The 25314-nt window shown below is 66.8% G+C and carries 24 protein-coding genes; 17 read left to right on the plus strand and 7 right to left on the minus strand.

Annotation, left to right across the window (positions count from 1 at the left end; translation table 11 throughout):
* Positions 1–8 precede the first annotated feature (8 nt).
* Genes KF796_08080 through KF796_08155 form a run of 16 tightly spaced genes read left to right on the plus strand, consistent with a single transcriptional unit; the run spans position 9 to position 16597 of the window.
* A complete protein-coding gene (locus tag KF796_08080) occupies positions 9–827 on the plus strand; it encodes an aldolase (GenBank protein MBX3586588.1) in 819 nt (272 codons plus the stop codon).
* Positions 824–1378: a sugar transferase gene (locus KF796_08085; GenBank protein MBX3586589.1), complete on the plus strand. Its 555-nt coding sequence runs from the start codon at positions 824–826 to the stop codon at positions 1376–1378. The genes KF796_08080 and KF796_08085 overlap by 4 nt, the downstream gene beginning before the upstream one ends.
* 22 nt (positions 1379–1400) lie before the next feature.
* Positions 1401–3188: an asparagine synthase (glutamine-hydrolyzing) gene (asnB, locus tag KF796_08090; protein MBX3586590.1), complete on the plus strand. Its 1788-nt coding sequence runs from the start codon at positions 1401–1403 to the stop codon at positions 3186–3188.
* A gap of 47 nt (positions 3189–3235) precedes the next feature.
* Positions 3236–4402 carry a hypothetical protein gene (locus KF796_08095; protein MBX3586591.1) on the plus strand — a complete coding sequence of 389 codons (1167 nt, stop codon included), beginning with the start codon at positions 3236–3238 and terminating at the stop codon, positions 4400–4402.
* A gap of 23 nt (positions 4403–4425) precedes the next feature.
* Complete coding sequence (locus tag KF796_08100) at positions 4426–5268, plus strand: class I SAM-dependent methyltransferase (protein ID MBX3586592.1); 843 nt, start codon at positions 4426–4428, stop codon at positions 5266–5268.
* Entirely contained in the window at positions 5265–6590 is a 1326-nt protein-coding gene (locus KF796_08105; GenBank protein MBX3586593.1) for an N-acetyl sugar amidotransferase, read from the plus strand. The genes KF796_08100 and KF796_08105 overlap by 4 nt, the downstream gene beginning before the upstream one ends.
* 7 nt (positions 6591–6597) lie before the next feature.
* Positions 6598–7353 (plus strand): imidazole glycerol phosphate synthase cyclase subunit, encoded by a 756-nt coding sequence (locus tag KF796_08110; protein MBX3586594.1) that lies wholly within the window; start codon positions 6598–6600, stop codon positions 7351–7353.
* On the plus strand, positions 7350–7997 hold the full coding sequence (hisH, locus tag KF796_08115; protein ID MBX3586595.1) for an imidazole glycerol phosphate synthase subunit HisH: 648 nt from the start codon (positions 7350–7352) through the stop codon (positions 7995–7997). The genes KF796_08110 and hisH overlap by 4 nt, the downstream gene beginning before the upstream one ends.
* A 5-nt stretch (positions 7998–8002) precedes the next feature.
* Positions 8003–8968 (plus strand): Gfo/Idh/MocA family oxidoreductase, encoded by a 966-nt coding sequence (locus KF796_08120; protein MBX3586596.1) that lies wholly within the window; start codon positions 8003–8005, stop codon positions 8966–8968.
* The gene (locus KF796_08125; protein MBX3586597.1) at positions 8965–9657 is read left to right on the plus strand and encodes an acylneuraminate cytidylyltransferase family protein; all 693 of its coding nucleotides are present in this window, start codon (positions 8965–8967) and stop codon (positions 9655–9657) included. Before KF796_08120 ends, KF796_08125 begins: the two co-directional genes overlap by 4 nt.
* Positions 9654–10439, plus strand: coding sequence for an SDR family oxidoreductase (locus tag KF796_08130; protein ID MBX3586598.1), 786 nt, complete (start codon positions 9654–9656; stop codon positions 10437–10439). Before KF796_08125 ends, KF796_08130 begins: the two co-directional genes overlap by 4 nt.
* A complete protein-coding gene (locus KF796_08135; GenBank protein ID MBX3586599.1) occupies positions 10436–11122 on the plus strand; it encodes a hypothetical protein in 687 nt (228 codons plus the stop codon). The genes KF796_08130 and KF796_08135 overlap by 4 nt, the downstream gene beginning before the upstream one ends.
* Positions 11119–12162, plus strand: coding sequence for an N-acetylneuraminate synthase (gene neuB, locus KF796_08140; GenBank protein ID MBX3586600.1), 1044 nt, complete (start codon positions 11119–11121; stop codon positions 12160–12162). Before KF796_08135 ends, neuB begins: the two co-directional genes overlap by 4 nt.
* A complete protein-coding gene (gene neuC / locus KF796_08145) occupies positions 12159–13295 on the plus strand; it encodes a UDP-N-acetylglucosamine 2-epimerase (hydrolyzing) (protein MBX3586601.1) in 1137 nt (378 codons plus the stop codon). Before neuB ends, neuC begins: the two co-directional genes overlap by 4 nt.
* A gap of 7 nt (positions 13296–13302) precedes the next feature.
* Positions 13303–14808 (plus strand): DegT/DnrJ/EryC1/StrS family aminotransferase, encoded by a 1506-nt coding sequence (locus KF796_08150; protein ID MBX3586602.1) that lies wholly within the window; start codon positions 13303–13305, stop codon positions 14806–14808.
* A 37-nt stretch (positions 14809–14845) separates the two neighbouring features.
* Complete coding sequence (locus tag KF796_08155) at positions 14846–16597, plus strand: polysaccharide biosynthesis protein (protein ID MBX3586603.1); 1752 nt, start codon at positions 14846–14848, stop codon at positions 16595–16597.
* Between the two features lie 75 nt (positions 16598–16672).
* Here the strand turns inward: KF796_08155 and KF796_08160 are convergent, their stop codons facing one another.
* A complete protein-coding gene (locus KF796_08160; protein MBX3586604.1) occupies positions 16673–17302 on the minus strand; it encodes an LON peptidase substrate-binding domain-containing protein in 630 nt (209 codons plus the stop codon).
* A 52-nt stretch (positions 17303–17354) separates the two neighbouring features.
* Between KF796_08160 and KF796_08165 the strand changes: the two genes are divergently transcribed.
* Positions 17355–17897 (plus strand): YggT family protein, encoded by a 543-nt coding sequence (locus tag KF796_08165; protein ID MBX3586605.1) that lies wholly within the window; start codon positions 17355–17357, stop codon positions 17895–17897.
* A gap of 27 nt (positions 17898–17924) precedes the next feature.
* Here the strand turns inward: KF796_08165 and accD are convergent, their stop codons facing one another.
* From accD to KF796_08195, 6 genes are read right to left on the minus strand one after another with little or no spacing between them, the layout of a single operon-like run.
* Positions 17925–18797: an acetyl-CoA carboxylase, carboxyltransferase subunit beta gene (gene accD / locus KF796_08170; protein ID MBX3586606.1), complete on the minus strand. Its 873-nt coding sequence runs from the start codon at positions 18795–18797 to the stop codon at positions 17925–17927.
* A 31-nt stretch (positions 18798–18828) separates the two neighbouring features.
* Positions 18829–19638 (minus strand): tryptophan synthase subunit alpha, encoded by an 810-nt coding sequence (trpA, locus tag KF796_08175; GenBank protein MBX3586607.1) that lies wholly within the window; start codon positions 19636–19638, stop codon positions 18829–18831.
* On the minus strand, positions 19635–20885 hold the full coding sequence (gene trpB / locus KF796_08180) for a tryptophan synthase subunit beta (GenBank protein MBX3586608.1): 1251 nt from the start codon (positions 20883–20885) through the stop codon (positions 19635–19637). Before trpB ends, trpA begins: the two co-directional genes overlap by 4 nt.
* Positions 20863–21573, minus strand: a complete 711-nt coding sequence (locus KF796_08185) for a phosphoribosylanthranilate isomerase (GenBank protein ID MBX3586609.1) — start codon at positions 21571–21573, stop codon at positions 20863–20865. Before KF796_08185 ends, trpB begins: the two co-directional genes overlap by 23 nt.
* A gap of 2 nt (positions 21574–21575) precedes the next feature.
* Positions 21576–22358 (minus strand): tRNA pseudouridine(38-40) synthase TruA, encoded by a 783-nt coding sequence (gene truA / locus KF796_08190; protein ID MBX3586610.1) that lies wholly within the window; start codon positions 22356–22358, stop codon positions 21576–21578.
* 60 nt (positions 22359–22418) lie between these two features.
* Positions 22419–25253 (minus strand): fimbrial protein FimV, encoded by a 2835-nt coding sequence (locus KF796_08195; GenBank protein ID MBX3586611.1) that lies wholly within the window; start codon positions 25251–25253, stop codon positions 22419–22421.
* Positions 25254–25314 lie beyond the last annotated feature (61 nt).

Below are 25314 nucleotides of genomic sequence, written 5' to 3' on the forward strand. Positions count from 1 at the left end.
CTCTTCGCATGATCGAGCTGCTGCAAATCACCAATGACCCGGCTTTCGCGCGCCGCTGCGATGCGCTGGAGGGGTTGCGCCTGTTCGTTGATCTGGAGCAGTTGGGCAAGGCCGAGCGCCAGGCCGGGATGAACACCTTCATCAGCGCCCACGAGCTGGATGACGTGGCCCGCATCAAGGCGGTGCTGCGGCGTTCGCGGCTGATGGTGCGCCTGAACCCGCTGAACCCGGCCACGGCTGCCGAGGTGGAGGCGGTGCTGGCCCGTGGCGCCGACCTGCTGATGCTGCCCATGTTCACTTGCGCGGCCGAACTGGCAGCGTTCTCGCGGCTGGTGGCCGGGCGGGTGCCCATCGTGCCGCTGCTCGAAACGGCGGATGCCCTGGCCAGCCTGGACCAGTGGATCGCCACACCAGGCCTGGAGGAGGTGTTTGTGGGCCTGAACGACCTGCACGTCTCGCTGGGCTGCCGCTTCATGTTCGAGCCGCTGGCGCTCGGCCATCTGGACCGGGTCGCCGCCGCGGCGCGGCGCCAGGGGCTGCGCTTCGGTTTTGGGGGCATTGCCCGGCTGGACGAGGGTTTGTTGCCTGGGCGCGATGTGCTGGCGGAGCATGTGCGGCTGGGGTCGCAGGCCGTCATTCTGTCGCGCACCTTCCACCGGGGCGAGGCGACGACGGCGTTTGAATCCGAAGTGGCTGCCTTGCGCGAGGCTGAAATGGCCCTGGCCGCCCGAAGCGCCGGCCAGCGCGAGGCCGACCACCGCAAGGCGCTGGCGCGCATCACCGAACTGGCCAGCGCCCGCGGCGGCGCCGGGGTGGCGGGCGAATGAAGCGGCTGCTGGACCTGACGGTGTCGTTCCTGGCCCTGCTGCTGCTGGCGCCGGTGCTGGCACTGGTGGCCCTTGCCGTGCTGCTCGACGATGGCCGGCCGGTGCTGTTCCGCCACCCGCGCGTGGGCCGGGGCGGGCGCGAGTTTGGCATGCTCAAATTCCGCAGCATGGTGGTCAATGCGGCCAGCATCGGCCCCTGGCAGACCGCCAGCAACGATCCGCGCATCACGCGCGTGGGCCGCTTCCTGCGGCGCAGCAGCCTTGACGAATTGCCCCAGCTCATCAATGTGCTGCGCGGTGACATGAGCCTGGTGGGGCCCCGGCCCGACGTGCTGGCGCAGCGCCCGCTCTACACCGAGGCGCAGTGGCAGCAGCGCTGCAGTGTGCGCCCGGGCATCACCGGGCTGGCCCAGGCGCTGTACCGGTCCGACTGCACCCAGGCGCAGCGGGTTGAAGCCGACCTGCGCTACACCCGCGAGGCCGGGCTGTGGCTGGACCTGAAGATCATGCTTTGGACCCTGTCGCGCCTGAGCGGCAAGGGCAGCAACTGATGCGCGCGGACGGGAGCTGACCATGTGCGGCATCTTTGGCTACTGGGACCGTTCGCGCCGTGCGCTGCCCGACGCCGCGCTGGCGGGCATGTCGGCTTGCCTGCTGCACCGCGGGCCCGACGACGAAGGCATCTGGCACCGGCCCCAACGTGGCGTGGCCATCGGCAACCGGCGGTTGTCCATCATTGACCTGGGCGGCGGCCACCAGCCCTTTGTGTCCGATGACGGGCAGGTGGCGGTGGTGCAGAACGGCGAAATCTTCAATTACATCGAGCTGGCCGACGAACTGCGCCGCCAGGGCGTGGTGTTGAAGACCGCGTCGGACACCGAGGTGATCCTGCGGCTGTATGAACGCGAGGGCATCTCGTTCGTGAGCAAGCTCAATGGCATGTTCGCGATTGCGATTGACGACCAGCGGGAAGACGCGCTGTACCTGGTGCGCGACCGCATCGGCGTCAAGCCGCTGTATGTGGCTGACGATGGCCAGCGCGCCATCTTTGCCTCGGAAATCAAGGCAATTGTGCCTGTAGTCCAGGCCAGCCGGGCACCTCCTGCTATCGATTTGGAAGCAATCCACCACTACCTGAGCTTCAACTACATCCCCGCGCCCTGGACCATCTGGCAGGGCATCCGCCATGTGATGCCGGGCACCTGGCTGCGCTTCACGCGCGGCGGTGTGCACACCGAGCGCTGGTGGCGCCTGGCCGATCAGCAGGAACGCGATCACCGATACGACGACTGGGCCGCGGAGTTCATGGCCATCCTGGACGACGCCACGCGTATCCGCCTGCGGGCCGATGTGCCCTGGGGCGCCTTTCTTTCAGGAGGCGTGGACTCGAGCACCATCGTGGGCCTGATGGCGCGCCATGTGGACCGGCCGGTCAAGACCTTCTGCATCGGCTTTGCCGACCCGCGCTATGACGAGTCGGCCTTTGCCGCCGAGGCCGCGCGCCGCTTCGGCTGCGACCACACCACTGAAATGGCCGAACTCAACATGCTGGACCGCTGGCCGCAGGTGCTGCACCACCTGGACCAGCCGCACGGCGACGCGTCCTTCATGCCCACGCTGCGCGTGAGCGAACTGGCCGCCAGGCATGTGAAGGTGGTGCTCACCGGCGACGGTGGCGACGAGCTGTTCGCGGGCTACGACAAGTACGCGTCCTTCTTTGCCGCCCCCGGTGTGCACGCGCTGGACGATGGCGCGTTCCACCGCAGCTACTTCGATTCGATCTCGCTGTTCTCACCTCAGGACAAGCTCGCCCTGTACCGGCCGGCCGTGCGCGCGCAACTGGCGGGCCTTGACAGTTTCGAGGCCGCGGCAAGGCCCTGGTTTGACGAGGCCGGCCACTTTGACCGCGTCAACCAGGCGCTGTACCTGGACATGCAATTGCTGCTGTCGGGCAACAACCTCGTCAAGCCCGACCGCATGGGCATGGCCGTGAGCATCGAGGCCCGCACCCCTTTCCTGGACTGGCGGATGATGGAGTTTGCCTTCCGTTCGCGCGGCAACACCAAGCTCAGTGGCGGCGACAAGAAGCACTGGTACAAGAAGGCCGCCGCGCCGCTGATCGGCGAGGACCTGGCCCACCGCAAGAAGCAGATGTTCACCGTGCCGGTGGGGGACTGGTTCCGCCATGAAAGCCATGGCTGGCTGCGCCAGACCCTGACCGGCAGCGCCCTGCTGGGGGAACTGTTTGAAGCCGCCCGCCTGGTGGCCCTGCTCGACGGCCACCGCGACGGCACGGCCAACTTCACGCGCGAGCTGCGGGCGCTGGTGGCGCTGGCGCTGTGGCATGAGGGTGTTGCGTGACCCCGCCAAAGGTCCTGTTGGTGACCTATGGAGGCGGCCATGTTCGCATGATGCTGCCCGTGATCCGCAGGCTGCGCGATGAAGGCCGCCTGACCCTGGAGGTGCTGGCGCTGACCACGGCGCGCGAGTACCTGGCGAGCCATGGAATCAAGAGCAAGGGGTTTCGCGATCTGGTGACCGGGGCCGATGCCCAGGCGCTGGCCTGGGGCCGCGAGCTGATGGAAGGTCAAACCCATCCCAGCGTCGAGACCGCGGAGAGCGAGGCCTATCTGGGCCTGTCGTTTGCCGAACTGGTCGAAGACCTGGGGCTCGAAGGCGCGCGCCAGGCCTTTGCCCACCGGCGCCGCGCGGCTTTCCACCCGGTCCGGGTGCTGGGGCGGGCATTGAAGCAATGGGCGCCCGATCTCGTTGTTGCGACGAGTTCTCCCCGTGCCGAGGCAGCTGCCTTGCGCGCTGCCAGAGTGCATGGCATTCCGGCGGTTTGTCTCGTGGACCTGTTTGCCCTGGAAGAACTGAAGTACATCGGCCAGCCAGGCTACGCGGACCGGATCTGTGTGCTGGACGAGCATGTGCGGGCGCGTTTTCTGGCGGCCGGGCGGGCCGCCCACGAGGTGGTGGCGACCGGCAATCCGGCGTTTGACAGCCTGGCGGATCCGGCGCTGGCGCGACAGGCGGCCCAATGGCTGGCGGTGCAGCCCTGGCACGAACGGAAGAAGATCTTGTGGGTTTCCCAGCCCGAGCCGGCACGCCATCGCATCACCGGGGAACCCGGGGACACCGGCTTGCCTCGCCGGGTCTTCGAGGCGTTGTCACGGCTGGCAGCCCGGCGCCCCGACTGGCATCTGATTGTCCGCCCCCATCCGAGCGAGGATGCAACCGGCTTCCGCCCGGGCCTCAACGTCAGCATCAGCACCCAGCAAGAGCCGCTGCACATGCTGTTGCATGCCGTGGATGCGGTGGTCTGCATGACCTCGACCGTGGGCTACGAAGCCGCCCTGCTGGGCAAGCCGCTGATTCATCTGCCGCTGTCGGTCTACAGGGATGAGGCGGATTACACGCAGATGGGCCTGGCGCTGCGCTGCGACACCCTGGAGGGCCTGGAAAAGGCCTTAAACTCAATTTTGCTGGGGGAGTGGACGCCGTCGCTGCGCCTTGCCCCGGCAGGCGATGCCACCCGTGCGGTGTGCCGCGTGATCAATGGCATGTTGCCTTGATGTCTCACCTGAGAGGTTATTGAATGTGGTATCCCGAAGACAAGGATTTTGAAGCGGTCGCGGCGTGGGGGCTTCAGGCCAATCCGTTCGCCGCGGTCGACGATTTCTCCGCCATGAAGACCGAGCTGCGGTGGCTCAATGGCGAGAACCGCAAGATTTACGTGGACTACGTCAAGCGCCGGATCGAATACATTGCCGGCAAGAACTTCGACAGCTACTACAAGACCGCGCGCAAGCCGATTGATCGCCGCCGCTGGGAATTCCTGATGCAGCGCAAGGCCTGGTTCATCATGCCGCTGGGCTGGGACCGGATTGCCGACGCGGGAGGCACCGTGATCGATCTGGGCTGCGGTGACGGCGACACCGTCCAGCGTTTGATCGACTTCACGGCCGCGCGCTGGAAGGCGCAGGCCGTGACCGGACGCCAGCTGCACATCGTGGGCATCGACCTGAACCAGTCCCGGGTTGAGAACGCGATCGACCTGGTGAAGAGCACCAACCCGGCCATCACATTCGAGTTCCGTCAGGGGGACCTTGTCGGCGGGCTTGGGGGCGCTGACAAAGCCTATGACTTTGGCCTCATCACCGGTGTTCTGGAAATCCTCGAGGATGAGCTGTACGCCCGCTTCGTGGCCGAAAGTTGCCGCGTGGTGCGCAAGGGTGTTTACATTGAAGACCTGTTCGAGGAGTTTCCCGGCGGCTACCCCCGTGCCAATCTGCATGAGGAGTTTGCGAAACACGGCTTTGTCCAGAAGCTCAGGGAAGTGGTGTTGAGCGAGCCCTTTGACGTGGACAAGGTGCGCGATCCCATGAAGCTGTGGCCCATGCTGCTGGACCAGAATGTCTGGCTGGAGCGCGCCGAATGAGTCTGGTCCCAGCCCCCGCGGAATTGACGGCCGAGCAGCTCGAAACCTTCGAGGCGGCCGAAGGCGAGCTGGAGGCCAAGTACGGCTTGCCTCGTTACGTCGCTTTCTGCCGGCATTGCGTCATTTCCAACCAGCGTCCCAATTCGGCGGTCGAGTTCCAGCACACACTGGCTTCAAGGAAGGCCACGATCAACTTTGATGACGAGGGCGTGTGCGACGCCTGCCGGTTTGCCGAGCAGAAGCGCGGCACCATCGACTGGAAGGATCGCGAAGACCGTCTGGCTGCGTTGTGCGACCGTTTCCGCAGCCGTTCAGGTTACGACTGTCTGGTGCCCGGCTCGGGGGGCAAGGACAGTTTCTACGCCTCGCACGTGCTCAAGACCCGGTTTGGCATGCATCCGCTGACCGTGACCTGGGCACCCCATGTCTACACCGATTGGGGCTGGAAGAATTTCGAGCGCTGGATCCACGCGGGACACGACAATTACCTCATGACGCCCAATGGGCGGGTTCACCGCCTGCTGACAAGGCTGGCCGTGGACCGCCTGCTGCACCCGTTCCAGGCGTTCATCCTGGGTCAGAAATCACTGGCCCCCAAGATGGCCATCCTGCATGACATCCCGTTCGTGATTTATGGCGAAAACGAAGCGGAATACGGCAACCCGATCGGTGACACCTCCAGCGCCAAACGGGACTGGTCCTACTTTGCCGGCACGGATCCTTCGTCGATGTTCCTTGGCGGCACCTCGGTCAAGAGCCTGTATGAAGACTTCGGCCTGGAGCCGCAGGATCTTCTGCCCTACCTTCCCGCCGACCCGGCCCAGATCGCGGCCAAGCAGGTGGAGGTGCATTACCTGGGGTACTACCTGAAATGGCACCCGCAAAGCTGCTACTACTATGCCGTGGAGCATGGTGGATTCGAAGCCTCCCCCGAGCGGACACCGGGCACCTACAGCAAGTACAACAGCATCGACGACCGGATCGACGACTTCCATTACCACACCACGTTCATGAAGTTCGGGATCGGACGGGCCACCTACGATGCGGCCCAGGAAATCCGTTCGGGCGACATCAACCGCGACGAGGGCGTGGCGTTGGTCCAGCGCTATGACGGGGAGTACCCGGGCCGCTTCGCCGAAGAGATCTTCCAGTACCTGAGCATGCCTGAAAAGGAATTTCCCAAGGCGTCAAAGATGTTCGAGTCGCCTGTGCTGGACGCCGACTACTACCGGCGCTTGTGCGACCAGTTCCGCTCGCCCCACCTGTGGCGGCGGGAGGCCGGCGCCTGGAAATTGCGGCACACGGTTTACGCCCCCGCGTGAGGATGTCTTGGCTGGCGTGCGCATCATTCCCAGGCTCGACATCAAGGGACCCAATCTCATCAAGGGCATCCAGCTTGAGGGTTTGCGGGTGGTGGGCGATCCGCACCAGTTTGCGCTGGACTACTACCGTCAGGGCGCCGACGAACTGGTGTTCATGGACATCGTCGCCAGCCTGTATCAGCGCAACAACCTGACGGACATCGTCAAGCGCGCGGCGGACCAGATTTATGTTCCCATCACCGTCGGAGGGGGCATCCGCTCCATCGAGGATGTGCGGACCCTGCTGCATTCGGGCGCAGACAAGGTGGCAATCAACACGGCTGCGATCACGCGGCCGGCGCTGATCACCGAAATCTCGCAGCGATTCGGCGCGCAGTGCGTGGTGCTGTCGGTCGAGGCCAAGCGCAAGACCGGCGGCGGCTGGGAAGCGTTCACCGACAACGGCCGGGAGCACACGGGCCTGGACGTGGTGGACTGGGTCGAGCGCGCCGTGGCGCTGGGCGCCGGCGAGATCATGTTGACTTCGGTGGACCGGGAGGGCACGCGCAAGGGCTTTGACGTTGAGCTGGTGGAGGCCGTCGCGGCTCGCGTGCAGGTGCCCCTCATCGCCAGTGGGGGCTATGGACAGCCACAGGACCTCGCCCGGGCAGCCGCGGCGGGCGCTTCGGGCCTTGCCGTTGCGGACGCGCTGCACTGGAAGCGGACCACCGTGCCACAACTCAAGGCCCAGGCCCGGGAAGCCGGTTTGGGAGTCCCGCGATGAGCCCCCGCGTCACCGTGATCGACTATGGCATTGGCAATCTGCTCAACGTGGTGCGGGCCCTGCAGCACTGCGGCGCCGAGGTCAGCATCGCGACCCGGGCGCATGAGGTTGGCACGCTGCCGGACCGTCTGGTGCTGCCGGGTGTTGGCGCGTTCACGGGGGGCATGCGTGAGATGCGCCAGCGGGGCTTCGACGATCTGGTCCACCGCTTTGTTGCCACCGGCCGACCTTTCATGGGGATCTGCGTTGGCGCCCAGATGCTGTTTGACGTGGGCGAGGAATTTGGCGATCACCCCGGCCTCGGCCTGATTCCCGGCCGTGTGCAGCCGGTTCCTGCCCGCACACCCGATGGTCGCCTCCACCGCATTCCCCACATTGGCTGGAGCGAGCTGTCGCGTCCTGCGGCCAGGCCCACCTGGGAGGGGACGCCCCTGGCATCGTTTCCAGCGGGCGAAGCGGTGTACTTTGTCCATTCATTCGCGCCGGTCCCGGAGCATGAAGCCGATCGCCTTGCGGACACGTTCTATGACGGCGTGCGCATCTGCGCGGCGGTGGGGCGTGACAATGTCTGGGGTTGCCAGTTTCATCCTGAGCGCAGCGCTGAAGGCGGCCTCGGGATGCTCGCGTCCTTTTTGTCGCTGTAATGGCCATGCGCGTCCTCGTGACCGGAAGAGGCTCGATTGCCAGGCGCCATGTTCGGCACCTGCGGGACCTGTGCCCCGGCGCCACAGTGGGAGTGCTGGCCAGCCAGGCTCCCGACGCGGCCTTGCAGCCGTGTGAGTGGATCGCCAGCTGGAGTGACGCACTGGCGTGGCGTCCCCAGGCCATCATCGTGGCCAGCGTGTCGGCCAGGCATGCCCATGAACTGCTGGCGGCCCTGCAACAGGGCTGGCCCTGTCTGGCGGAGAAGCCACTGGTGGTCTCGCGGGCGGAACTGGAGGCCGTGGAGGCCGCCCGGCGGTCACCCGGCCCGGCGATTCCTGTTGTCGTGGGATGCAATTTGCGCTACATGCCCTCGCTTCATCAGGTCAAGGCAGTGCTCCAGACCGGCACAATGGGGCGCATTGTGCGGGCCCATCTTGAAGTGGGGCAGGACCTTGCCCAATGGCGGCCTGGACGGGTCATGGCCGACAGCTACAGCGCGCAGGCCGGCCAGGGCGGCGGCGTGCTTTTTGACCTGGTCCATGAAGTGGACATGGCCCGTCATCTTCTGGGTGAACTTCAGGTCCGGTCCGCGGTGGGTGGGCATTTCAGCCGGCTGCCACTGGAGGCGGACGACGTTCATGTGGCGTTGCTGCGCCTGGCCACGGGCGCGCCGGTCACCATCAGCATGGACTATGTGTCGCGCCGGCTGGTCCGGCGGTACGTGGTGGTGGGCGAGGAGGGGACCCTGTACTGGGATCTGCCGGCCAGGAAAGCGTGGATCGACGGGTCGCAGCAACAGACCCTGCTCACGGATGACCCGGCGGATTTCGACATGGCCGCCACCTACCGTTCACAGATGCAGGACTGGCTGCGGGCGATCGCCGATCCCGCGCACCGGGTCCTGTCCCCGCTCGACGAGGCCCTGGAGACCACGTCGTTGATGCTTGCCATGAAGGAGGCTGCCGGATGAAGGTCATCAGCATCTGCGCACGCGGCGGCTCCGCCGGTGTGCCGGGCAAGAATATCCGCCCCCTGCTGGGCAAGCCGTTGATCGGCTGGACCATTGAGCAGGCCCGGGCAAGCGGCCTGGCCGATCGCATCATTGTGTCCACCGACAGCGAAGAGATCGCCGCCGTGGCGAGGGATTTTGGCGCCGAAGTGCCCTTTCTGCGGCCGGCCGAACTGGCCACATCGACGGCTGCCAAACTGCCGGTGATCCAGCACCTGGTGGCCTGGGTGGAAGCCAGGGCCGGGCCAGTGGACACCGTCATCGATCTTGACCCCACTTCGCCCCTGCGTGAAATTGACGATATCCGCGCCTGCGTGGCGCTGCTCGACGATGCCACCGACCTCGTGATCACGGGGTATGAATCAGACAAGAATCCTTACTTCAACATGGTGGAACGCAAACCCGATGGCTACTTCGAGCGGGTCTGCCGACCGGCGCAGGAGGTGTTTGGCCGCCAGGGAGCCCCCACGGTGTATGCCATGAATGCCTCCATTTATGTGTGGCGTCGTGCCATGCTCACGGGATCGCTCTGGTCGTCGCCCCGGGTCAGGCTGTACGCCATGCCGCGTGAGCGGTCCATCGACATTGACCACCCGATTGATTTCGACCTGGTGGAGCTGATGATGAAAAGAAACGGGCAATCCAAATGAGTGACGCGTTCCGCCTGGACGGCAAGATTGTGGTGCTGACTGGTGCCGGGGGCATCATCGGGTCGGTGGTGGTCAAGACCCTGCTGGAGGCTGGCGCCCGTGTATTTGCCCTGGACCGCGATGAGGCCGCGCTTGGCCGGCTGGGAGCCAGCCATGATGCGCTGGTGGTCCACGCCGCCGATGTGGCCGACCCGGCCTCGTTGCGCGCTGCGCATGGTGTGCTCACGGCCCAATGGGGCGAGGCGGACGCCTTGCTGAACAACGCGGCCACCAAGACCGAGAATTTCTTTGAGCCCTTCGAAACCTTTCCGCTGGCGGACTGGAATCACATCATGGGGGTCAATCTCAACGGCGCGATGCTCGCATCCCAGGTGTTCGGGTCGCCCATGGCGAAGCGCGGCAGTGGGAGCATTGTCAACACGCTGTCCATCTACGGCATCGTCGCGCCCGATCAAGGCATCTACGAGGGCTCCGAATACCTGGGCCGCAAGATCAACACACCAGCCATCTATTCGGCGAGCAAGGCCGGCCTGTGGGGCCTGACCCGTTACCTCGCCACCTATTGGGGACACCGCGGTGTGCGCGTCAATGCGGTGACCCCGGGCGGGGTGTACAGCGGACAGAACGAGACCTTTGTGCGCAACTATTCCAGCAAGGTGCCTTTGGGACGCATGGCGAGCGAGCAGGACATGGCCCATGCCATGCAATACCTGTGCAGCGAGGCGTCCCGTTATGTGACGGGCCACAACCTCGTGGTCGATGGCGGATGGACCGCGTGGTGAGCAATGATTCCACCAAATGCGCGCAGCGTGTGCTGTTTCTGGGCAAACCGGGAGATCCGGCCTGCGCGGGTGCCAGGCGCTGGTGTGAAGAGCACTTCGAGGCGGTGGTGTACGTGGACGGAACCTGGGGAGACCCGCTGCCCCCCCAGGCGCGGGACTGGCAAGGCGACCTGATCATCAGCTATCTGAGCCGCTGGGTGGTGCCCGCGGACCTGCTGGCGCGCGCCACGACGGCGGCGATCAATTTCCACCCGGCCACGCCGGAGTATCCCGGCATTGGCTGCAACAATTTTGCCTTGTATGAAAATGCGCCAACCTATGGCGCGACCTGCCATCACATGGCGTCCCGAGTGGACACGGGGCGCATCATCCAGGTGGCCCGTTTCGGGATGGCGCCCGACGAGACGGTTGCCAGCCTGTTGCAGCGCACCTACGCCGCCATGGCAGGCCTGTTTACCGACGTGATGACCACCTACCTGCAAAGCGGCCGCTTCCCTGAATCCACCGAGCACTGGACGCGGCCACCCTTCACGCGCGCGCAATTCGAGAGCCTTCGCCGTATCCTGCCCGACATGCCTGCGGATGAAGTCGCCCGCCGCGTGCGTGCCACCTACTATCCCCCGTGGGGTCCGTACGTGGATCTTCACGGGCATGTCTTCCATCTCAGGGGAACCGACCGATGAGTTCCGTTTTTGTGATCGCCGAGGCTGGCGTCAACCACAACGGCCAGCTCGCACTGGCGAAACAGCTGATCGACATCGCCAGGCGCAGCGGTGCGGACGCGGTCAAGTTTCAGACATTCAGGGCGGAAGACCTGGTGACGCCGGACGCACCCGCGGCCCACTACCAGACCCGCAATGCGGGGGCCACGCGGCAGTTTGACATGCTGCGCCAGCTCGAATTGCCCGAGGCCTGGCACGCCGAGCTCAAGCATTACGCCGACGAACAGGGCATCGAGTTTTTTTCGACACCCTTTTCAGAGTCCGCCGTGGACTTGCTGGTCCGCACGGGCGTGCGCCGGCTCAAGCTGCCTTCGGGGGAGCTCACCAACAAGCCCCTGCTGCAGCATGCGGCCCGCACCGGATTGCCGCTGATCCTGTCCACGGGCATGGGCACGCTTGATGAAGTTCGCCGGGCAGTGGGCTGGATCGAGTCCGCCCGCCCCCACGGTGCTGCGATCGTGGCGGGCGAGGTGCCGCTGTGCGTGCTGCATTGCACCTCCAACTACCCCGCTGCGCCAGAAGCACTGAACCTGCGGGCCATCCAGACCCTGGCGCGGGCGCTGGCCCTGCCGGTGGGCTATTCCGACCACAGTGAAGGGGCGGCCGCGGCGCTTGCCGCGCTGGCATTGGGCGCCACGGTGATCGAGAAGCACATCACCTTTGACCGGAATGCGCCAGGACCTGACCACCTGGCCTCCATGACCGGCACCGATTTCGCGGACTATGTGAAAGCGTTGCGGGAGATGGAAGCCATGCTGGGCGATGGCACCAAGGCCCCCCATCCCTCGGAGCTCAATACGCTGGCCGTCGCGCGGCGCAGCGTGGTCGCGGCGGTTGCGCTGCCGGCGGGGCATGTGCTGCGGCCGGAAGATTTGCAGCTGCGTCGCCCCGCGGGCGGTATCGAGCCCGAGTGGGCTGAGGCCCTGGCCGGCCGAGAACTGTCGCGGCCCGTGGCTGCGGGTCAGGTCCTGATGTGGGACCACCTCGTGGAGCCGGCGTGACCCGGCGCATCGTCTATGTCAGCGGGACCCGGGCCGACTTTGGCCTGATGCGGCATGCGCTGCAGACCCTGAGCGCGGACCCCCGGCTGGAGGTCAGCGTGCTGGTGACCGGCATGCATCTGAGCGAGGAGTTTGGCGCCACCTGGCGCGAGATCGAGGCGGCGGGCCTGCCGATCGCTGCTCGTGTTCCGGTCAATGTCACCACCCGGTCGCGTGCGTCGATGTCGGCGTCGCTGGGGGAGGCCGTGATCGGCATGACCGATGCCCTGCAGGCGCTGCGCCCCGACGCGGTGATGGTCCTGGGGGATCGCGGCGAGATGCTGGCTGCCGCCATCGTCTGCCTGCATCTGGGACTGCCGCTGTTCCACGTTCACGGGGGGGAGCGTTCCGGTACGGTGGACGAGCCCATGCGCCACAGCATCTCCAAGATGGCTACCTGGCATCTGGTGACCACCCAGGGCTCGCGCGAGCGTCTGGTCCGCATGGGCGAGCCCGAAGACTCGATTTTTGTCACGGGCGCTCCGGGTCTGGATGGCCTGGTGGAGTCGTCGGCCGCCTCGGCCAATGAGCTGCTGGCGGGGTTCGGGCTGGATCCCGGTGCACCTTTCGCTCTGGGCCTTTTCCATCCGGTGGTGCAGCAGGCCGAGGCCGCGGCGCAACAGGTGCGGGACCTGATCGAAGCCGTGCGCCACACCGGCCTGCAGACGCTCTGGCTGGCGCCCAATTCTGATGCCGGTTCGGCGGCTCTGGCCGAGCAGGCCCGGCAAGCTCTGGCCAGTGGCGGCCGGTCGGCCTTTGTGGTTCACCTGTCCCGGGAGCAGTTCGCCACGGCGATGCGTCATTGCGCGGTGATGGTCGGAAATTCATCGGCCGGTATCATCGAAGCAGCGAGCTTTGGCACGCCTGTGGTCAACGTGGGTGACAGGCAGAACCTGCGTGAACGCAATCGCAACGCGGTGGACTGCGGCAACGCCCCCGATGAAATCGGCGAGGCATTGCGCCGGGCGCTTGCGCGGGGCCGGTACCCCGTCGAGAATGTCTATGGGCAAGGCGATGCGGCCGGGCGCCTGCTCAAGGCGGTGTGCGAGGCACCTCTGGATCCCCGGCGCCTGCTCAAGGTCAATACATACTGAGCCCCTCATGAACGCCAATGAATTCGAACGCCTGTGTGTCGCGCCGGATCTGACCCTGGAGCAGGCCCTGCAGCGCATGGATGAGTGCCGCCAGGGCATTCTGCTGGTGCTCGCCCCCGACCGGACGCTGATCCGCACGTTGACCGACGGCGACTTGCGACGCGCGGTGCTGCAACAGGTGGGCCTGTCCCAGCGGCTGGACACGCTGCCTTCGCGCGCGCCGATCACGGTTCACGATACCGACGCACTGGCGGTGATCCGCGAACGTCTGGAGACCCATCGCATTGACCATGTGCCCGTGGTGGACGGCCAGGGCAGGGCAGTGGACGTGGTGTTCCTGCGGGAGCTGGCCAGTCACACCTACTTGTCATCACCTCACCTGGGCGAGGAAGAAACCGCCTTTGTCGAGGATGCCTTCCGCACCAACTGGATTGCTCCGCTGGGCCCTCACGTCGACGGCTTCGAGCGCGAGCTGGCCGGGCATGTGGGCGCGGGGCATGCGGCGGCGGTCAGCTCGGGCACCGCGGCGATTCACCTGGCGCTGATCCTGCTGGGCGTGAAGCCCGGTGACACCGTGTTCTGCTCGTCCCTGACCTTCGTGGGCAGCTGCAATCCGGTGCTGTACTGCGGTGCCTTGCCGGTGTTCATCGATTCCGAGCCCGGCACGTGGAACATGTCGCCAGCCGCCCTTGAGCGCGCTTTCGAGTGGGCGAAGCGCGAGAACCGGCTGCCGCGCTGTGTGATCATCGTCAATCTCTATGGCCAGAGTGCGGATATGGACGCACTGCTGCCGCTGTGCGAGCGCTACGGCGTGCCGGTGCTTGAGGATGCCGCGGAGTCCCTGGGCGCCACGTACCGGGGACGGGCCAGCGGGACATTCGGGAAGATTGCGGTGTATTCGTTCAACGGCAACAAGATCATCACCACCTCTGGCGGTGGCATGCTGGTGGCCCAGGACAAGTCCCTGATGGACCGGGCCCGCAAGCTGGCGACCCAGGCGCGCGAGCCGGCGGCGCACTACGAGCATGTGGAAGTGGGCTTCAACTACCGCATGAGCAACGTGCTCGCCGGCATTGGCCGCGGCCAGCTGCGGGTGCTGGAGCAGCGGGTGGCGCAACGCCGCCGGGTGTTTGAGGTTTACCGCGAGGCCCTGGCGGACATGCCGCAAGTGCAGTGGATGCCTGAACCTCAAGGCTACCGCTCAACGCGCTGGCTGACCTGCTTCACCCTGGCGACGCCGGATGCCCAGACCGCGTGCAGGCAAGTCATGCGCTCGCTTGAGCGCCACTCCATCGAAGCGCGACCGGTGTGGAAGCCCATGCACCTGCAGCCGCTGTTCCGGGACGCGCCCTATTTCCCGCACGGGGCCGCGCAAGACGTTTCCGCGGGCCTGTTCGAGGCAGGCATCTGCCTGCCCTCGGGCTCCAATCTGACCGACGGTCAACTGGGGCGGGTGGTCGACCATCTGAGGCGGGCCCTGACCCAGACGGAGGACCGGCGTGCGGTTGCCTAAGACGGGGCTGCTGCTCGCGTTGGATCTGGTTCTGGTCATGCTGGCCTGGGGGCTGTCATTCTGGCTGCGCTTCAATCTCGACGTGCCCGCTGAATTTGTCCAGCTCGGGCTGGAGGCCGCGCCCTGGTGTCTGGTGGCCTACGCAGTGGGCCTGGTGGCTTCGGGCGTTTACCGGCAGGTCTGGAGCTACATCGGCCTGCCCGAACTGCGACAGCTGGCCGCGGGCATCGTGCTGGGCGGGCTGCTGACGACGGCGGCGGTCCTGATGCAGCGCCTGCCGGCGTTCCCCCGTTCCGTCCTGCTGCTTCAACCCCTGCTCGCGCTGATCCTGCTCGGGGCCGCGCGGGCCGCGCGGCGGACGCTGGCGGAGCGGCGGCTCGTGCACCCCTCGGCGCGTCCGCTGCTGATCGTGGGCACGCTGCAGGATGCGTCCAATGCCTTGCGCGCGCTCAAGGGCTCGATGCAATGGCAGCCCGTGGGCATTCTGTCGCCACTCGCCGCCGAAGCGGGCCGGTCGTTGCAGAACATCCGGGTGCTGGGTTTTCCGGGGGCCATTGCCAAGGCTTCGGTGTCGACCAGCGCCCGCACCGCGCTGGTCGCCTCCCCGCCCGGCTCGGCCGAGCGCCGTGAAGTCCTGCTGCACGCGGCCGACGCGGGCGTGACCCTGCTGACCATGCCGCGGCCCGACGAATGGCTCAAGACCGAGTCGGCCGGACCGCGCAGGATCGAACTCGAAGACCTGCTGGGCCGCACGCCCGTGAAGCTCGATGTGGCGGGCCTGGCCGAGCTGTTCTCGGGCCAGACGGTTCTGGTGACCGGTGCCGGGGGCTCGATTGGTTCCGAACTTTGCCGCCAGATCGCGCGCCTGGGCGTGGGGCGGCTCATCTGCGTTGACATCTCGGAGTACGCGGTCTATGGCCTGGAGCAGGAGTTGCGCGAGGCGCATCCGCAGATGCAGGGCTGCTATTACACCGCCAACGTGCGCGAGGCCGACCGCCTGCGGGCCATCGCCATGAAGCACCGGCCGACCGTGGTGCTGCACGCCGCGGCCTACAAGCATGTGCCGCTGATGGAGGACCTCAACGAGATCGAGGCCCTGCGCACCAATGTGCTGGGCACGCTGAATTCGGCGCGCGCCGCGGGCGAGTGTGGCGCCAGCCGCTTCGTGCTGGTTTCGACCGACAAGGCGGTCAATCCCACCAACATCATGGGCGCGAGCAAGCGCCTGGCCGAGCTCATGGTGCAGGGCGTGGCGGCTTCGTTTGCGGCCACGCAATACGTCTCGGTGCGCTTTGGCAACGTGCTGGGCTCAAGCGGCTCGGTGGTGCCGCTGTTCACGGCGCAGATCGCGCGCGGCGGGCCGGTCACGGTGACCCACCCCGAAATCGTCCGCTATTTCATGACCATCCCCGAGGCCGCGCAGCTGGTGCTGCAGGCGGGGCTGATGGGGCGGTCTGGCCAGATCTTCGTGCTCGACATGGGGGAGGCCGTCAAGATCGTGGAGCTCGCGCGCATGCTGATCCGGCTGTCGGGCAAGACCGAGCAGGACATCCCGATCGCCTACACCGGACTGCGGCCCGGCGAGAAACTCTACGAAGAGCTGCTCGCCGATGACGAAACCACCGAGCCCACCCCGCACCCCAAACTGCGCATTGCCAAGACCTCGGGCCAGCAGGTGGCCGACATCGACGCCGTGGTGCAATGGGTGATGGACGCGGGGCCGGCGCCCTCCGGCGCGGTGCTGCGCAACTGGCTGCGCTCCCAGGTGCCCGAGTACGCCGGCCGGTAACCCGTTTTCAGGTCAAACAGGGCTGGAGTCCAGGACTGGCGGCCACCTGCCGCTATAAAAAAAGTAGCAAACGAGTCAACCGGCAATGCCGGTGCGGGCCAGCACATCGCTGACCAGCTCAAGGCGAACCAGGGGGTTGTCCAGTTCCATCAGGCGCTGCTTGAGCGTCACGGGCAGGGGCAACAGTTCGCACCACCGGTTGGCCACCCAGCCGCAGTCGTCCAGGCGCCAGGGTGCCTCGAGCGGCAGGGGCTCCTGGCCGGCCCGCGCCTGCAGGGTCTGGATCAGCTTGTCCAGTGCCTCGGCCGTGCCCTTGAGGTCGTCCGGCACCGGCACCACAAGGTCCTCGTCCATGCGCTGCACATCGGCCACCCACAGGCCGTGCTTGAGCTGGTCACTGGCGGTGATGCGAAAGCGCTGGGCGCCGCTGCAGCGGATGGTCATGAGGCCGGGCTGGGGCGTTTCAAACCGGGTGATGGTGGCCAGCGTGCCCACGGTCGAAAACGCCTCGCGCCCGCCGGGCTGGCGGACTTCGCTGCCCTCGGTCAGCGATACCACGCCAAAGGGCGCGCCGGCGCGGTGGCAGCGGCCGATCATGTCGAGGTAGCGGACTTCAAAAACCCGCAGGGGCAGCACCCCCCCGGGAAACAGCACCGTGCCCAGCGGGAACAGCGGAAGGGAGGACAGGGTGAGGACGGATGACATCTAAAAGCCGTTTCTGCCCGTTATCATCCCACGAGCGGTTTATCCTGTTGTGATGCTCTACCAAATCATTTCCTTTTTGCTTGACGTGGCGGCTGGCCTGCTGGGCGGTGCCTGCCTGCTGCGCCTGTACATGCAGGCGCAACGCGTGCCGTTCGGCAATCCGGTGGGGCGTTTCGTGTTCGCCGTGACCGACTGGCTGGTGCTGCCGCTGCGCAAGCTGCTGCCGCCGGTCGGGCGCTGGGACACCGCCAGCCTGGTGGGCGCGTGGCTGATCGTGCTGGCCCAGTTCGGCGTGCTGTGGCTGCTCACCGGCGGCAGTGTGGCCTTGTTGCCCGTGCTGGCGGTATTTGGTGTGGTGCGGCTTGTGATCTCGGGCCTGACCGGGCTGGTGATCGTCTACGCCGTGCTGTCGTGGGTGCAGTCGGATTCGCCGCTGGTGGACGTGATCAGCAGGCTGTGCTCGCCGCTGCTGCGGCCCTTCCGGCGGCTGATCCCGCTGGTGGGCGGCATTGACCTGTCGCCCCTGGCCCTGCTGGTGGTGCTGCAGATCGCGGCCATGGTGCTGGCCGCGATCCAGCGCGCGATCCTGTTCTGACCCGGGCCGGCAAGGCCCCGGCGCGGTTCAGACCACGGCGTCGGCAGGCTGGCGCTGCAGCATGGCCAGCGTGCTGGCAATGGTCTTGCGCAGCTCGCGCCGGTCGCAGATGAAGTCCACGGCGCCCTTTTGCTGCAGGAACTCGGCACGCTGGAAGCCCTCGGGCAGCGTCACGCGCACGGTGGACTCGATCACGCGCGGGCCGGCAAAACCGATCAGCGCCTTGGGTTCGGCGATCACCACGTCACCCACAAAGGCAAAGCCCGCGCTCACGCCACCCATGGTCGGGTCGGTCAGCACGCTGACGTAAGGCAGGCCCTTCTTGGCCAGCCGGGTCAAGGCCGCGTTGGTCTTGGCCATCTGCATGAGCGAGAGCAGGCCTTCCTGCATGCGGGCACCGCCCGTGGCGGTGAAGCAAAGGAAAGGCACTTTCTGCTCGACCGCGGCCTCGACGCCACGCACGAAGCGCTCGCCCACCACGCTGCCCATGCTGCCGCCCATGAAGTCGAACTCGAAGCACGCGGCAATCAGGTTGATGCTGTGCACGGCGCCGCCCATCACCACGAGGGCGTCAGTCTCACCGGTGTTCTCCAGCGCCTCCTTGAGTCGCTCGGGGTACTTGCGGCTGTCCTTGAACTTGAGCGCATCCACGGGCAGCACTTCCTGGCCCAGCTCATAGCGGCCTTCGGCGTCCAGAAAGGCGTTCAGGCGCGCGCGCGCGCCGATGCGGTGGTGATGGCTGCAGGTCGGGCAGACGTTCTGGTTCTGCTCGAGGTCGGTCTTGTACAACACCGTTTCGCAACTGGGGCACTTGACCCACAGGCCCTCGGGCACCGTGCGGCGCTCGGTCGGGTCGGTTTGCAGGATCTTGGGGGGGAGCAGTTTTTCGAGCCAGCTCATGGTGCGGGTTCTCCTGAACGGTAGGGAAGCATTATGCGTCCAGCGCTGCGCGCACTTCGCGCAGGAAGGTGGCAACGCCTGCCACCGCCTTGTCGCGCGGCTGGTCGTCGAGCAACTGGATGATCCGGGTGCCGATCACCACGGCATCAGCGACTTTCCCGATGGCCTGGGCCGTGGCCGCGTCGCGGATGCCGAAGCCCACGCCCACGGGCACCTTCACATGGTCGCGGATGCGCGGCAGCATCTGTTCCACGGCGGCCGTGTCCAGGTGCCCGGCGCCGGTGATGCCCTTCAGCGAGACGTAGTACACATAGCCGCTGGCCACGCGGGCCACCTGCTGCATGCGCTGCGGTGTGCTGGTGGGCGCCAGCAGAAAGATCAGGTCCATGCCGTGGTTCTTCAACTGCGCGGCGAAGTCCTCGCATTCCTCGGGCGGGTAGTCCACCACCAGCAGGCCGTCCACGCCGGCGGCCGCGGCGTCACGGATGAAGCTGTCTTTGCCATGCATCAGGTCGTAGCGCTCCACCGGATTGGCATAGCCCATGAGCACGACGGGGGTCCGCGGGTCGCCCTCGCGAAAGCGCCGCACCATGTCCAGCACCTGAACCATGCCCACGCCCATGGACAGCGCCTTTTCGCCGGCCTTCTGGATCACGGGCCCGTCGGCCATGGGGTCGGAGAACGGGACGCCCAGCTCGATGATGTCGGCCCCGGCCGTGACCATGCCGTGCATGAGTTCGGGCGTGATGTCGGCGAACGGGAAGCCCGCCGTCACGTAGGGGATCAATGCGGTGCGGCCATCGGCCTTCAGCGCCGAGAGGGTGGTGGCAATGCGGCTCATGCCTTGCCTCCCTTGACCTGCAGGCCGCGCATCGACGGGCGGTCATAAAAGTCCACGCCCGACAGGTCCGCGACCGTGCCGATGTCCTTGTCGCCCCGCCCCGACAGGTTGACCAGGATGCTCTGGTCGGGGCTCATGGTCTTGGCCAGCTTCATGGCGTAGGCGATCGCATGGCTGGATTCGAGCGCGGGAATGATGCCCTCGGTACGGCACAGGTAATGGAAAGCCGCCAGCGCTTCCTGGTCGGTGATGCCCACGTACTCGGCGCGGCCGATGTCCTTGAGCCAGGCGTGTTCCGGGCCCACGCCGGGGTAGTCCAGACCGGCGCTGATGCTGTGCGTCTCGGTGATCTGGCCATCGTCGTTCTGCAGGATGTAGGTGCGGTTGCCATGCAGCACGCCGGCGCTGCCGCGCTGCAGCGAGGCCGAATGCCGGCCGCTGTCCAGCCCCTCACCGGCCGCCTCGACACCGATCAGGCGCGTGTTTTCAAAAGGAATGTAGGGGTGGAAGATGCCCATGGCATTGCTGCCGCCGCCCACGCAGGCCACGACCGCATCGGGCTGCCTGCCGCCGGTGAATTCGGGCATCTGCTTGAGGCACTCCTCGCCAATCACGCTCTGGAAGTCCCGCACCATCATCGGGTAGGGGTGCGGGCCGGCCACGGTGCCGATGATGTAGAAGGTGTTCTCGACGTTGGTGACCCAGTCACGCATGGCTTCGTTGAGCGCGTCCTTGAGCGTCTTGCTGCCCGACTCGACGGGCACCACGGTGGCGCCCAGCAGGTTCATTCGGTACACGTTGGGGCTCTGGCGCTTGACGTCCTCGCTGCCCATGTAGACCACGCACTCCAGCCCATAGCGGGCGCAGATGGTGGCCGTGGCCACCCCGTGCTGGCCGGCGCCGGTCTCGGCGATCACGCGCGGCTTGCCCATGCGCCGGGCCAGCATGGCCTGGCCAATGGTGTTGTTGACCTTGTGGGCGCCGGTGTGGTTGAGGTCCTCGCGCTTGAGGTAGATCTGGGCCCCGCCTTGTTCGCGGCTCATGCGCGCTGCATGGTAGACCGGCGAAGGGCGGCCCACAAAATGGGCCAGCTCACTGTGGAATTCGGCGATGAACTCCGGGTCGTGCTGGTACTTGGCGTAGGCCTCGCGAAGCTCGTTGATCGCGTGGGTCAGGGTTTCGCTGACAAAACTGCCGCCGTATTTTCCGAAATGGCCTGAGACATCAGGCTGGTGGTACTCGAACATGGTTGGACTCTGCAAGAAGCCTGTCGGCGGCGCGCACGGCCGCGACAAACTGATGGATCTTTTCCGGGTCCTTGAGTCCCTTGTTGCCAGGGCCTTCAAGCTCGACGCCGGAGCTCACGTCAACGGCCAGCGATGTGCAGCGCGGCCGTACCTGCAGAATGCCATCGGTCACGTTTGCAGGCGTGAGTCCACCAGACAAAACGAGGTGACAGTTGACGCTTGCTGGAAGACGTGACCAATTGAATGCTTTTCCGCCGCCGCCGTATCCGTCGACACGGGCGTCGAGCAGGATGGCCTGGGCCTGTGAATAGTCGGTAGCGAATTTTAGCAAGTCGAACGGCGTGGCGTCATCCAGCGGGATGCGGGCCGCGCGCAGCCAGGGCCGGGCACCATCGCGCGTGGCCTGCGCGCACTGCTGCGGCGTCTCATCCCCATGGAATTGCAGCGTGGCCCCCGCCAGCTGGTCACAGATGGCCGTGATTTTTGCTGCGGATTCATTCACGAACAGCAGCACCGGCGTGACAAAGGGCGGCAGCCGGCGCGCCAGCTCGGCGGCACGCCCGGGCGAGACATGGCGCGGGCTGCGGTCGTACATCACGAAACCGACCGCATCGGCGCCGGCCTGGACAGCGGCGTCCACGTCCTGCTCGCGCGTCAGGCCGCAGATCTTGATGCGGGTTCTGGGCATGTTCATGGCAGCCAATCATACGCAGCCGTGCGTTGCGGCAGGCCCCAGTGCGGCTCGTACACCGGACCCAGGAAGTACAGGCCGTCCGGTGAAAACGTCGGGGCCGCGGCGTCGCGGTCGCGCGCGGCGAGGACCTGAGCCATCCAGGCCGGGGGCTGCTGCCCCTGGCCGATCACCAGCAGGCAACCCATGATGTTGCGGATCATGTGGTGCAGAAAGGCGCTGGCCTCGAACTCAAAACGCCAGTAGGCCCCGTGCTGGTGGATCTCGACGCGCTTCATGGTCTTGACCGGCGACCGGGCCTGGCAGCTGGAGGCGCGGAACGAGGTGAAATCGTGCTCGCCCAGCAGCAGGGCGGCGGCGGCCCGCATGGCCGTGGCGTCCATGGGCCGGAAGGTCCAGCCGACCCGACCGGCATCGACGCTGGGACGAACCGGCGACTCCAGCAGCACGTAGGCATAGCGCCGCGCGATGGCGCTGGCCCGCGCATGAAACGCATCGGGCACGGGTTGCGCCCACTGGATCGCGATGTCCGGCGGCAGGAAGCGATTGGTGCCGCGCACCCAGGAGGAAGGCTCGCGCTGCAAAGGCGTGTCGAGGTGGACGACCTGCATCAGTCCGTGCACGCCGGCATCGGTGCGCCCGGCGCACAGGGTGCTGACAGGCTGCGTCGTGAATTGGGAGAGGGCGGCTTCCAGCTGGTCCTGGACCGTGCGGCCTGAGGGCTGGCTCTGCCAGCCGTCATAGGCCTGACCGTTGTAGCTGACGCCCAGCGCAATCCTCATGGCAGCCTCGCAGATGCCCTGATGAGGGCCGGGCGGTCAGGCCAGCGGCAGTGCCCCGGCTCAGGCCAGTTCGGCAAGGAAGCGCTGGGCCTTGGCCTTGAGCGCGCCCGAAGCCTCGGCCACGACCTCTTCGGCGAGGCTGCGGGCCCCATCGGGGTCGCCAATGGCGCTGAACTCTTCGGCCAGCGCGAGCTTGGTGGACAGCGGGTCGGCGCCGGAATCATCAAATCCCGTGCTCAGCGGCGTGCCAGCTGTGTCGCCGCCCTCCGCAGTGGCTCCCGCAGCGGGCGCGGGAAGGTCCAGCGACAGCGCGCCCAGGTCGAATTCGATCATGCCGGCGTCCACCACGGGCGGCGGCGGGGGCACAGGGGTGGGCAAGGCCATGATCGGAGCGGTTTTGCCCAGGGCGTCGGGCGAGAAGCTCAGCTCGTTTTCGGACAATGCGAGGTCGGGCGCCGACAGCCGGACTGGCGCTTCAGTCGCGGGTGGGGGCGGGGGTGCCTTGGGTGCTGGTGCGGGCGAGGGGGGCAACGAAATCGTGGCGCTGCCGAAGTCCATGTCCAGCGAGGGCGGCTCGACGGGGGCCGGAGCCGCCGCGAACGCGACCGTGGGCTCGATCTGCATGGGCGTGGTCGCCTGCAGGTCGACCGGTGCATCGTCACCGATGGAAAAGTCCAGATCGAGGTCCAGATCCATCGCGGGCGCGGGCGGCGCCATGCTCTGGGGCACGACGTGCGTGGCCGTGGCCATGGCGAAATTGTCCGCCGAGGCGGCCGGCGCGGGCCCGGGAGCCGCGCCGCCCGGGGTGGGTTGCCCCCCGGGCTGGTACATCGGATTGGCGGGATCAAGGTCGCGGCCCAGTTCGCAGATGTGTTCCCAGTCCGGACCTTCACCGCGCGTCAGGCCAAACGCCTCGGACGCAATGAATTCAAAGGCCTTGGCGTCGCGGCGCTTGGAATAGATCTCAAGCAGCTTGCCATGGATGGCCACACGCTGCGGCGTGGTGCGCAGGGCTTCCTTGAGGATTTCCTCGGCCTGCAGGTCGCGCCCGTAGGCCAGGTAGACGTCGGCCTCGGCCACCGGATCCACGTCACCGGCTGCATCCAGCTGGCTGGGCGAATACACCATGGAGGAGCCGGTCGGGCCGCCTTCATTGGTGTCAATGCGCTGGCCACCGCTGGCGCCGAAGAACGAGTCCGGCTGCAAGCGGCTTTCGAGGAAGGAACTGTCGACCTGGGTGGACTTCTTGCGCTGGCGGACCCGGTAGAAGCCAAAGCCCAGCAGCAGCGCGATCGCACCCACGACCCCTGCCACGATGGGCCAGTTGTCCGTCAGATCGTCCAGCAGCCTGGGTTCCGGCGGAGGCGGAGCGGTGACCTTGGGCGCCGCAGGCTTGGGCGCCGGTGCGGGTGCCGCCACAGGGGCTGGCACAGGAGCAACAGGTGCAGGAGCGACGGCGACGGGCGCCGGGGCACTGGCGGCGGGTGCCACGACCGCGGGAGCTGCGGGAGCCGACGCTGGCGCCACTGCTGCAACGGCCACGGGGGCGGGAGCAGGAGCGGGTGCGGCAACGGGTGCCGGCGCGCTGGCGGCGGGCTTGGGCGCGCTGGCCGCGGCGAGGGCGCCAGTGGCAACTTCGACCCCGGTCTTGGGGGCGCTGGCTGCCGGCTTGGCAGCCGCCGCACCGCCCGGGCCGCTGCTGGCGGCACCGAGCTTGCTGAGGTCGGCGATGTTCTTGTTGAGCTCCGCCACGCGGGCGGCGGCGTCCTGGGCCGCGCGGTCCTTGGCGATCTTGTCCACGGCGTTCTTGCCCTGGACCGCGCCCTTGGACAGGGTCAGCTTGTCGGGGGCCTGCGCCGCGGGCTGCTTGTCTTCGACCTTGGCCTGGACCTTGCCGCTGGCCTGCCGGTTGGCAGCGGCCACCTCGGTGGCCGGCACACTGCCGGCCAGTTTGCGGCGGAATTCATTGAAATCCCGGGCCTGGGCCACGATGGTCTGGCGGGCCTGTGAGGGCTCCACCAGCGCTGCTTGTTCGGCGGTCGGAATCTCGAGCACGGCGCCGGCCTTGACGCGATTCACGTTGCCCTGGATGAAGGCATCGGGATTGGTCCGCAGCAGGGCCACGAGCATCTGGTCCAGCGACACGTTGGCGGGCATGTTCGCGGTGGCGATGCGTCCGGCCGTGTCGCCCGATTTCACGATGACCTCGCGGCCACTGCCTGCCGTCGCGGCGGGTAACGGAGCCGGCGCGGCGGCAGGCCGCGGCGTCTGGGGGCGCACCGGTTGCGGCGACGCAGCCATGGAGGGGGGCGGCGCCACGGGCCGGGTGGCGGCAGGCGCGGGGGCGGGGGCGGGTGAGGCGGCCGGTCCGGGCGCGGCAGCGGCCGGCACCTGCGCAATCGTTGCGGGCGGCGGGCCCAGCGGGCGCAGGTTCGGCGGATCGAACAGCATCGTGTAGTCGCGCACGATGCGGCCCGACGCCCAGTTGGCTTCCAGGATCAGGTCGATGAAGGGGTCGTTGACCACGCGGTCGCTGGACAGGCGCAGGAACATGCGCCCGCCGGGCCGCTGCTGCAGGCTGATCTGCAGGTTGGTGATGACGGAGTTGTATTCGAGGCCCGCGGCGCGGAAAGCGTCCGGCGAGGCGACAGCGGCTTTGAGGCTGGCGGCCTCGTCAGGCGTGATTTCGGGGATATCGATGTCGGCGCGCAGGGGTTCACCCAGTGCCGACTGGACGGTGATCCGCCCGAGGGCGAGCGCGTGCGCTTCGGGGCTGGCGATGCCAGTCAGCATCGCGATTCCGATGGCCATGGCGGATGCCTGCCAGCGCGTTGGCTTCCCGGTCAATTTATGCGCCTCCATTGCTCGATCTGCAGGCAACTTTTTTCTCATCATGCGGACTAAAGCCTCGCCACTGAATTTGCTAAAACGACCATAACATCAATGTCTTAGCCTG

Source organism: Ramlibacter sp. (assembly GCA_019635435.1).
In the GTDB taxonomy this organism is placed as follows: domain Bacteria; phylum Pseudomonadota; class Gammaproteobacteria; order Burkholderiales; family Burkholderiaceae_C; genus JAHBZM01.

Excerpts from the sequence above, each read along its gene's own strand:
- KF796_08080 (MBX3586588.1), top strand. The coding sequence starts at position 9 with ATGATCGAGCTGCTGCAAATCACCAATGACCCGGCTTTCGCGCGCCGC.
- KF796_08085 (MBX3586589.1), top strand. The coding sequence starts at position 824 with ATGAAGCGGCTGCTGGACCTGACGGTGTCGTTCCTGGCCCTGCTGCTG.
- asnB (MBX3586590.1), top strand. The coding sequence starts at position 1,401 with ATGTGCGGCATCTTTGGCTACTGGGACCGTTCGCGCCGTGCGCTGCCC.
- KF796_08095 (MBX3586591.1), top strand. The coding sequence starts at position 3,236 with ATGATGCTGCCCGTGATCCGCAGGCTGCGCGATGAAGGCCGCCTGACC.
- KF796_08100 (MBX3586592.1), top strand. The coding sequence starts at position 4,426 with ATGTGGTATCCCGAAGACAAGGATTTTGAAGCGGTCGCGGCGTGGGGG.
- KF796_08105 (MBX3586593.1), top strand. The coding sequence starts at position 5,265 with ATGAGTCTGGTCCCAGCCCCCGCGGAATTGACGGCCGAGCAGCTCGAA.
- hisH (MBX3586595.1), top strand. The coding sequence starts at position 7,350 with ATGAGCCCCCGCGTCACCGTGATCGACTATGGCATTGGCAATCTGCTC.
- KF796_08120 (MBX3586596.1), top strand. The coding sequence starts at position 8,003 with ATGCGCGTCCTCGTGACCGGAAGAGGCTCGATTGCCAGGCGCCATGTT.
- KF796_08125 (MBX3586597.1), top strand. The coding sequence starts at position 8,965 with ATGAAGGTCATCAGCATCTGCGCACGCGGCGGCTCCGCCGGTGTGCCG.
- KF796_08130 (MBX3586598.1), top strand. The coding sequence starts at position 9,654 with ATGAGTGACGCGTTCCGCCTGGACGGCAAGATTGTGGTGCTGACTGGT.
- neuB (MBX3586600.1), top strand. The coding sequence starts at position 11,119 with ATGAGTTCCGTTTTTGTGATCGCCGAGGCTGGCGTCAACCACAACGGC.
- KF796_08150 (MBX3586602.1), top strand. The coding sequence starts at position 13,303 with ATGAACGCCAATGAATTCGAACGCCTGTGTGTCGCGCCGGATCTGACC.
- KF796_08155 (MBX3586603.1), top strand. The coding sequence starts at position 14,846 with ATGCTGGCCTGGGGGCTGTCATTCTGGCTGCGCTTCAATCTCGACGTG.
- KF796_08160 (MBX3586604.1), bottom strand. The coding sequence starts at position 17,302 with ATGTCATCCGTCCTCACCCTGTCCTCCCTTCCGCTGTTCCCGCTGGGC.
- KF796_08165 (MBX3586605.1), top strand. The coding sequence starts at position 17,355 with ATGCTCTACCAAATCATTTCCTTTTTGCTTGACGTGGCGGCTGGCCTG.
- accD (MBX3586606.1), bottom strand. The coding sequence starts at position 18,797 with ATGAGCTGGCTCGAAAAACTGCTCCCCCCCAAGATCCTGCAAACCGAC.
- trpA (MBX3586607.1), bottom strand. The coding sequence starts at position 19,638 with ATGAGCCGCATTGCCACCACCCTCTCGGCGCTGAAGGCCGATGGCCGC.
- trpB (MBX3586608.1), bottom strand. The coding sequence starts at position 20,885 with ATGTTCGAGTACCACCAGCCTGATGTCTCAGGCCATTTCGGAAAATAC.
- KF796_08185 (MBX3586609.1), bottom strand. The coding sequence starts at position 21,573 with ATGCCCAGAACCCGCATCAAGATCTGCGGCCTGACGCGCGAGCAGGAC.
- truA (MBX3586610.1), bottom strand. The coding sequence starts at position 22,358 with ATGAGGATTGCGCTGGGCGTCAGCTACAACGGTCAGGCCTATGACGGC.
- KF796_08195 (MBX3586611.1), bottom strand. The coding sequence starts at position 25,253 with ATGATGAGAAAAAAGTTGCCTGCAGATCGAGCAATGGAGGCGCATAAA.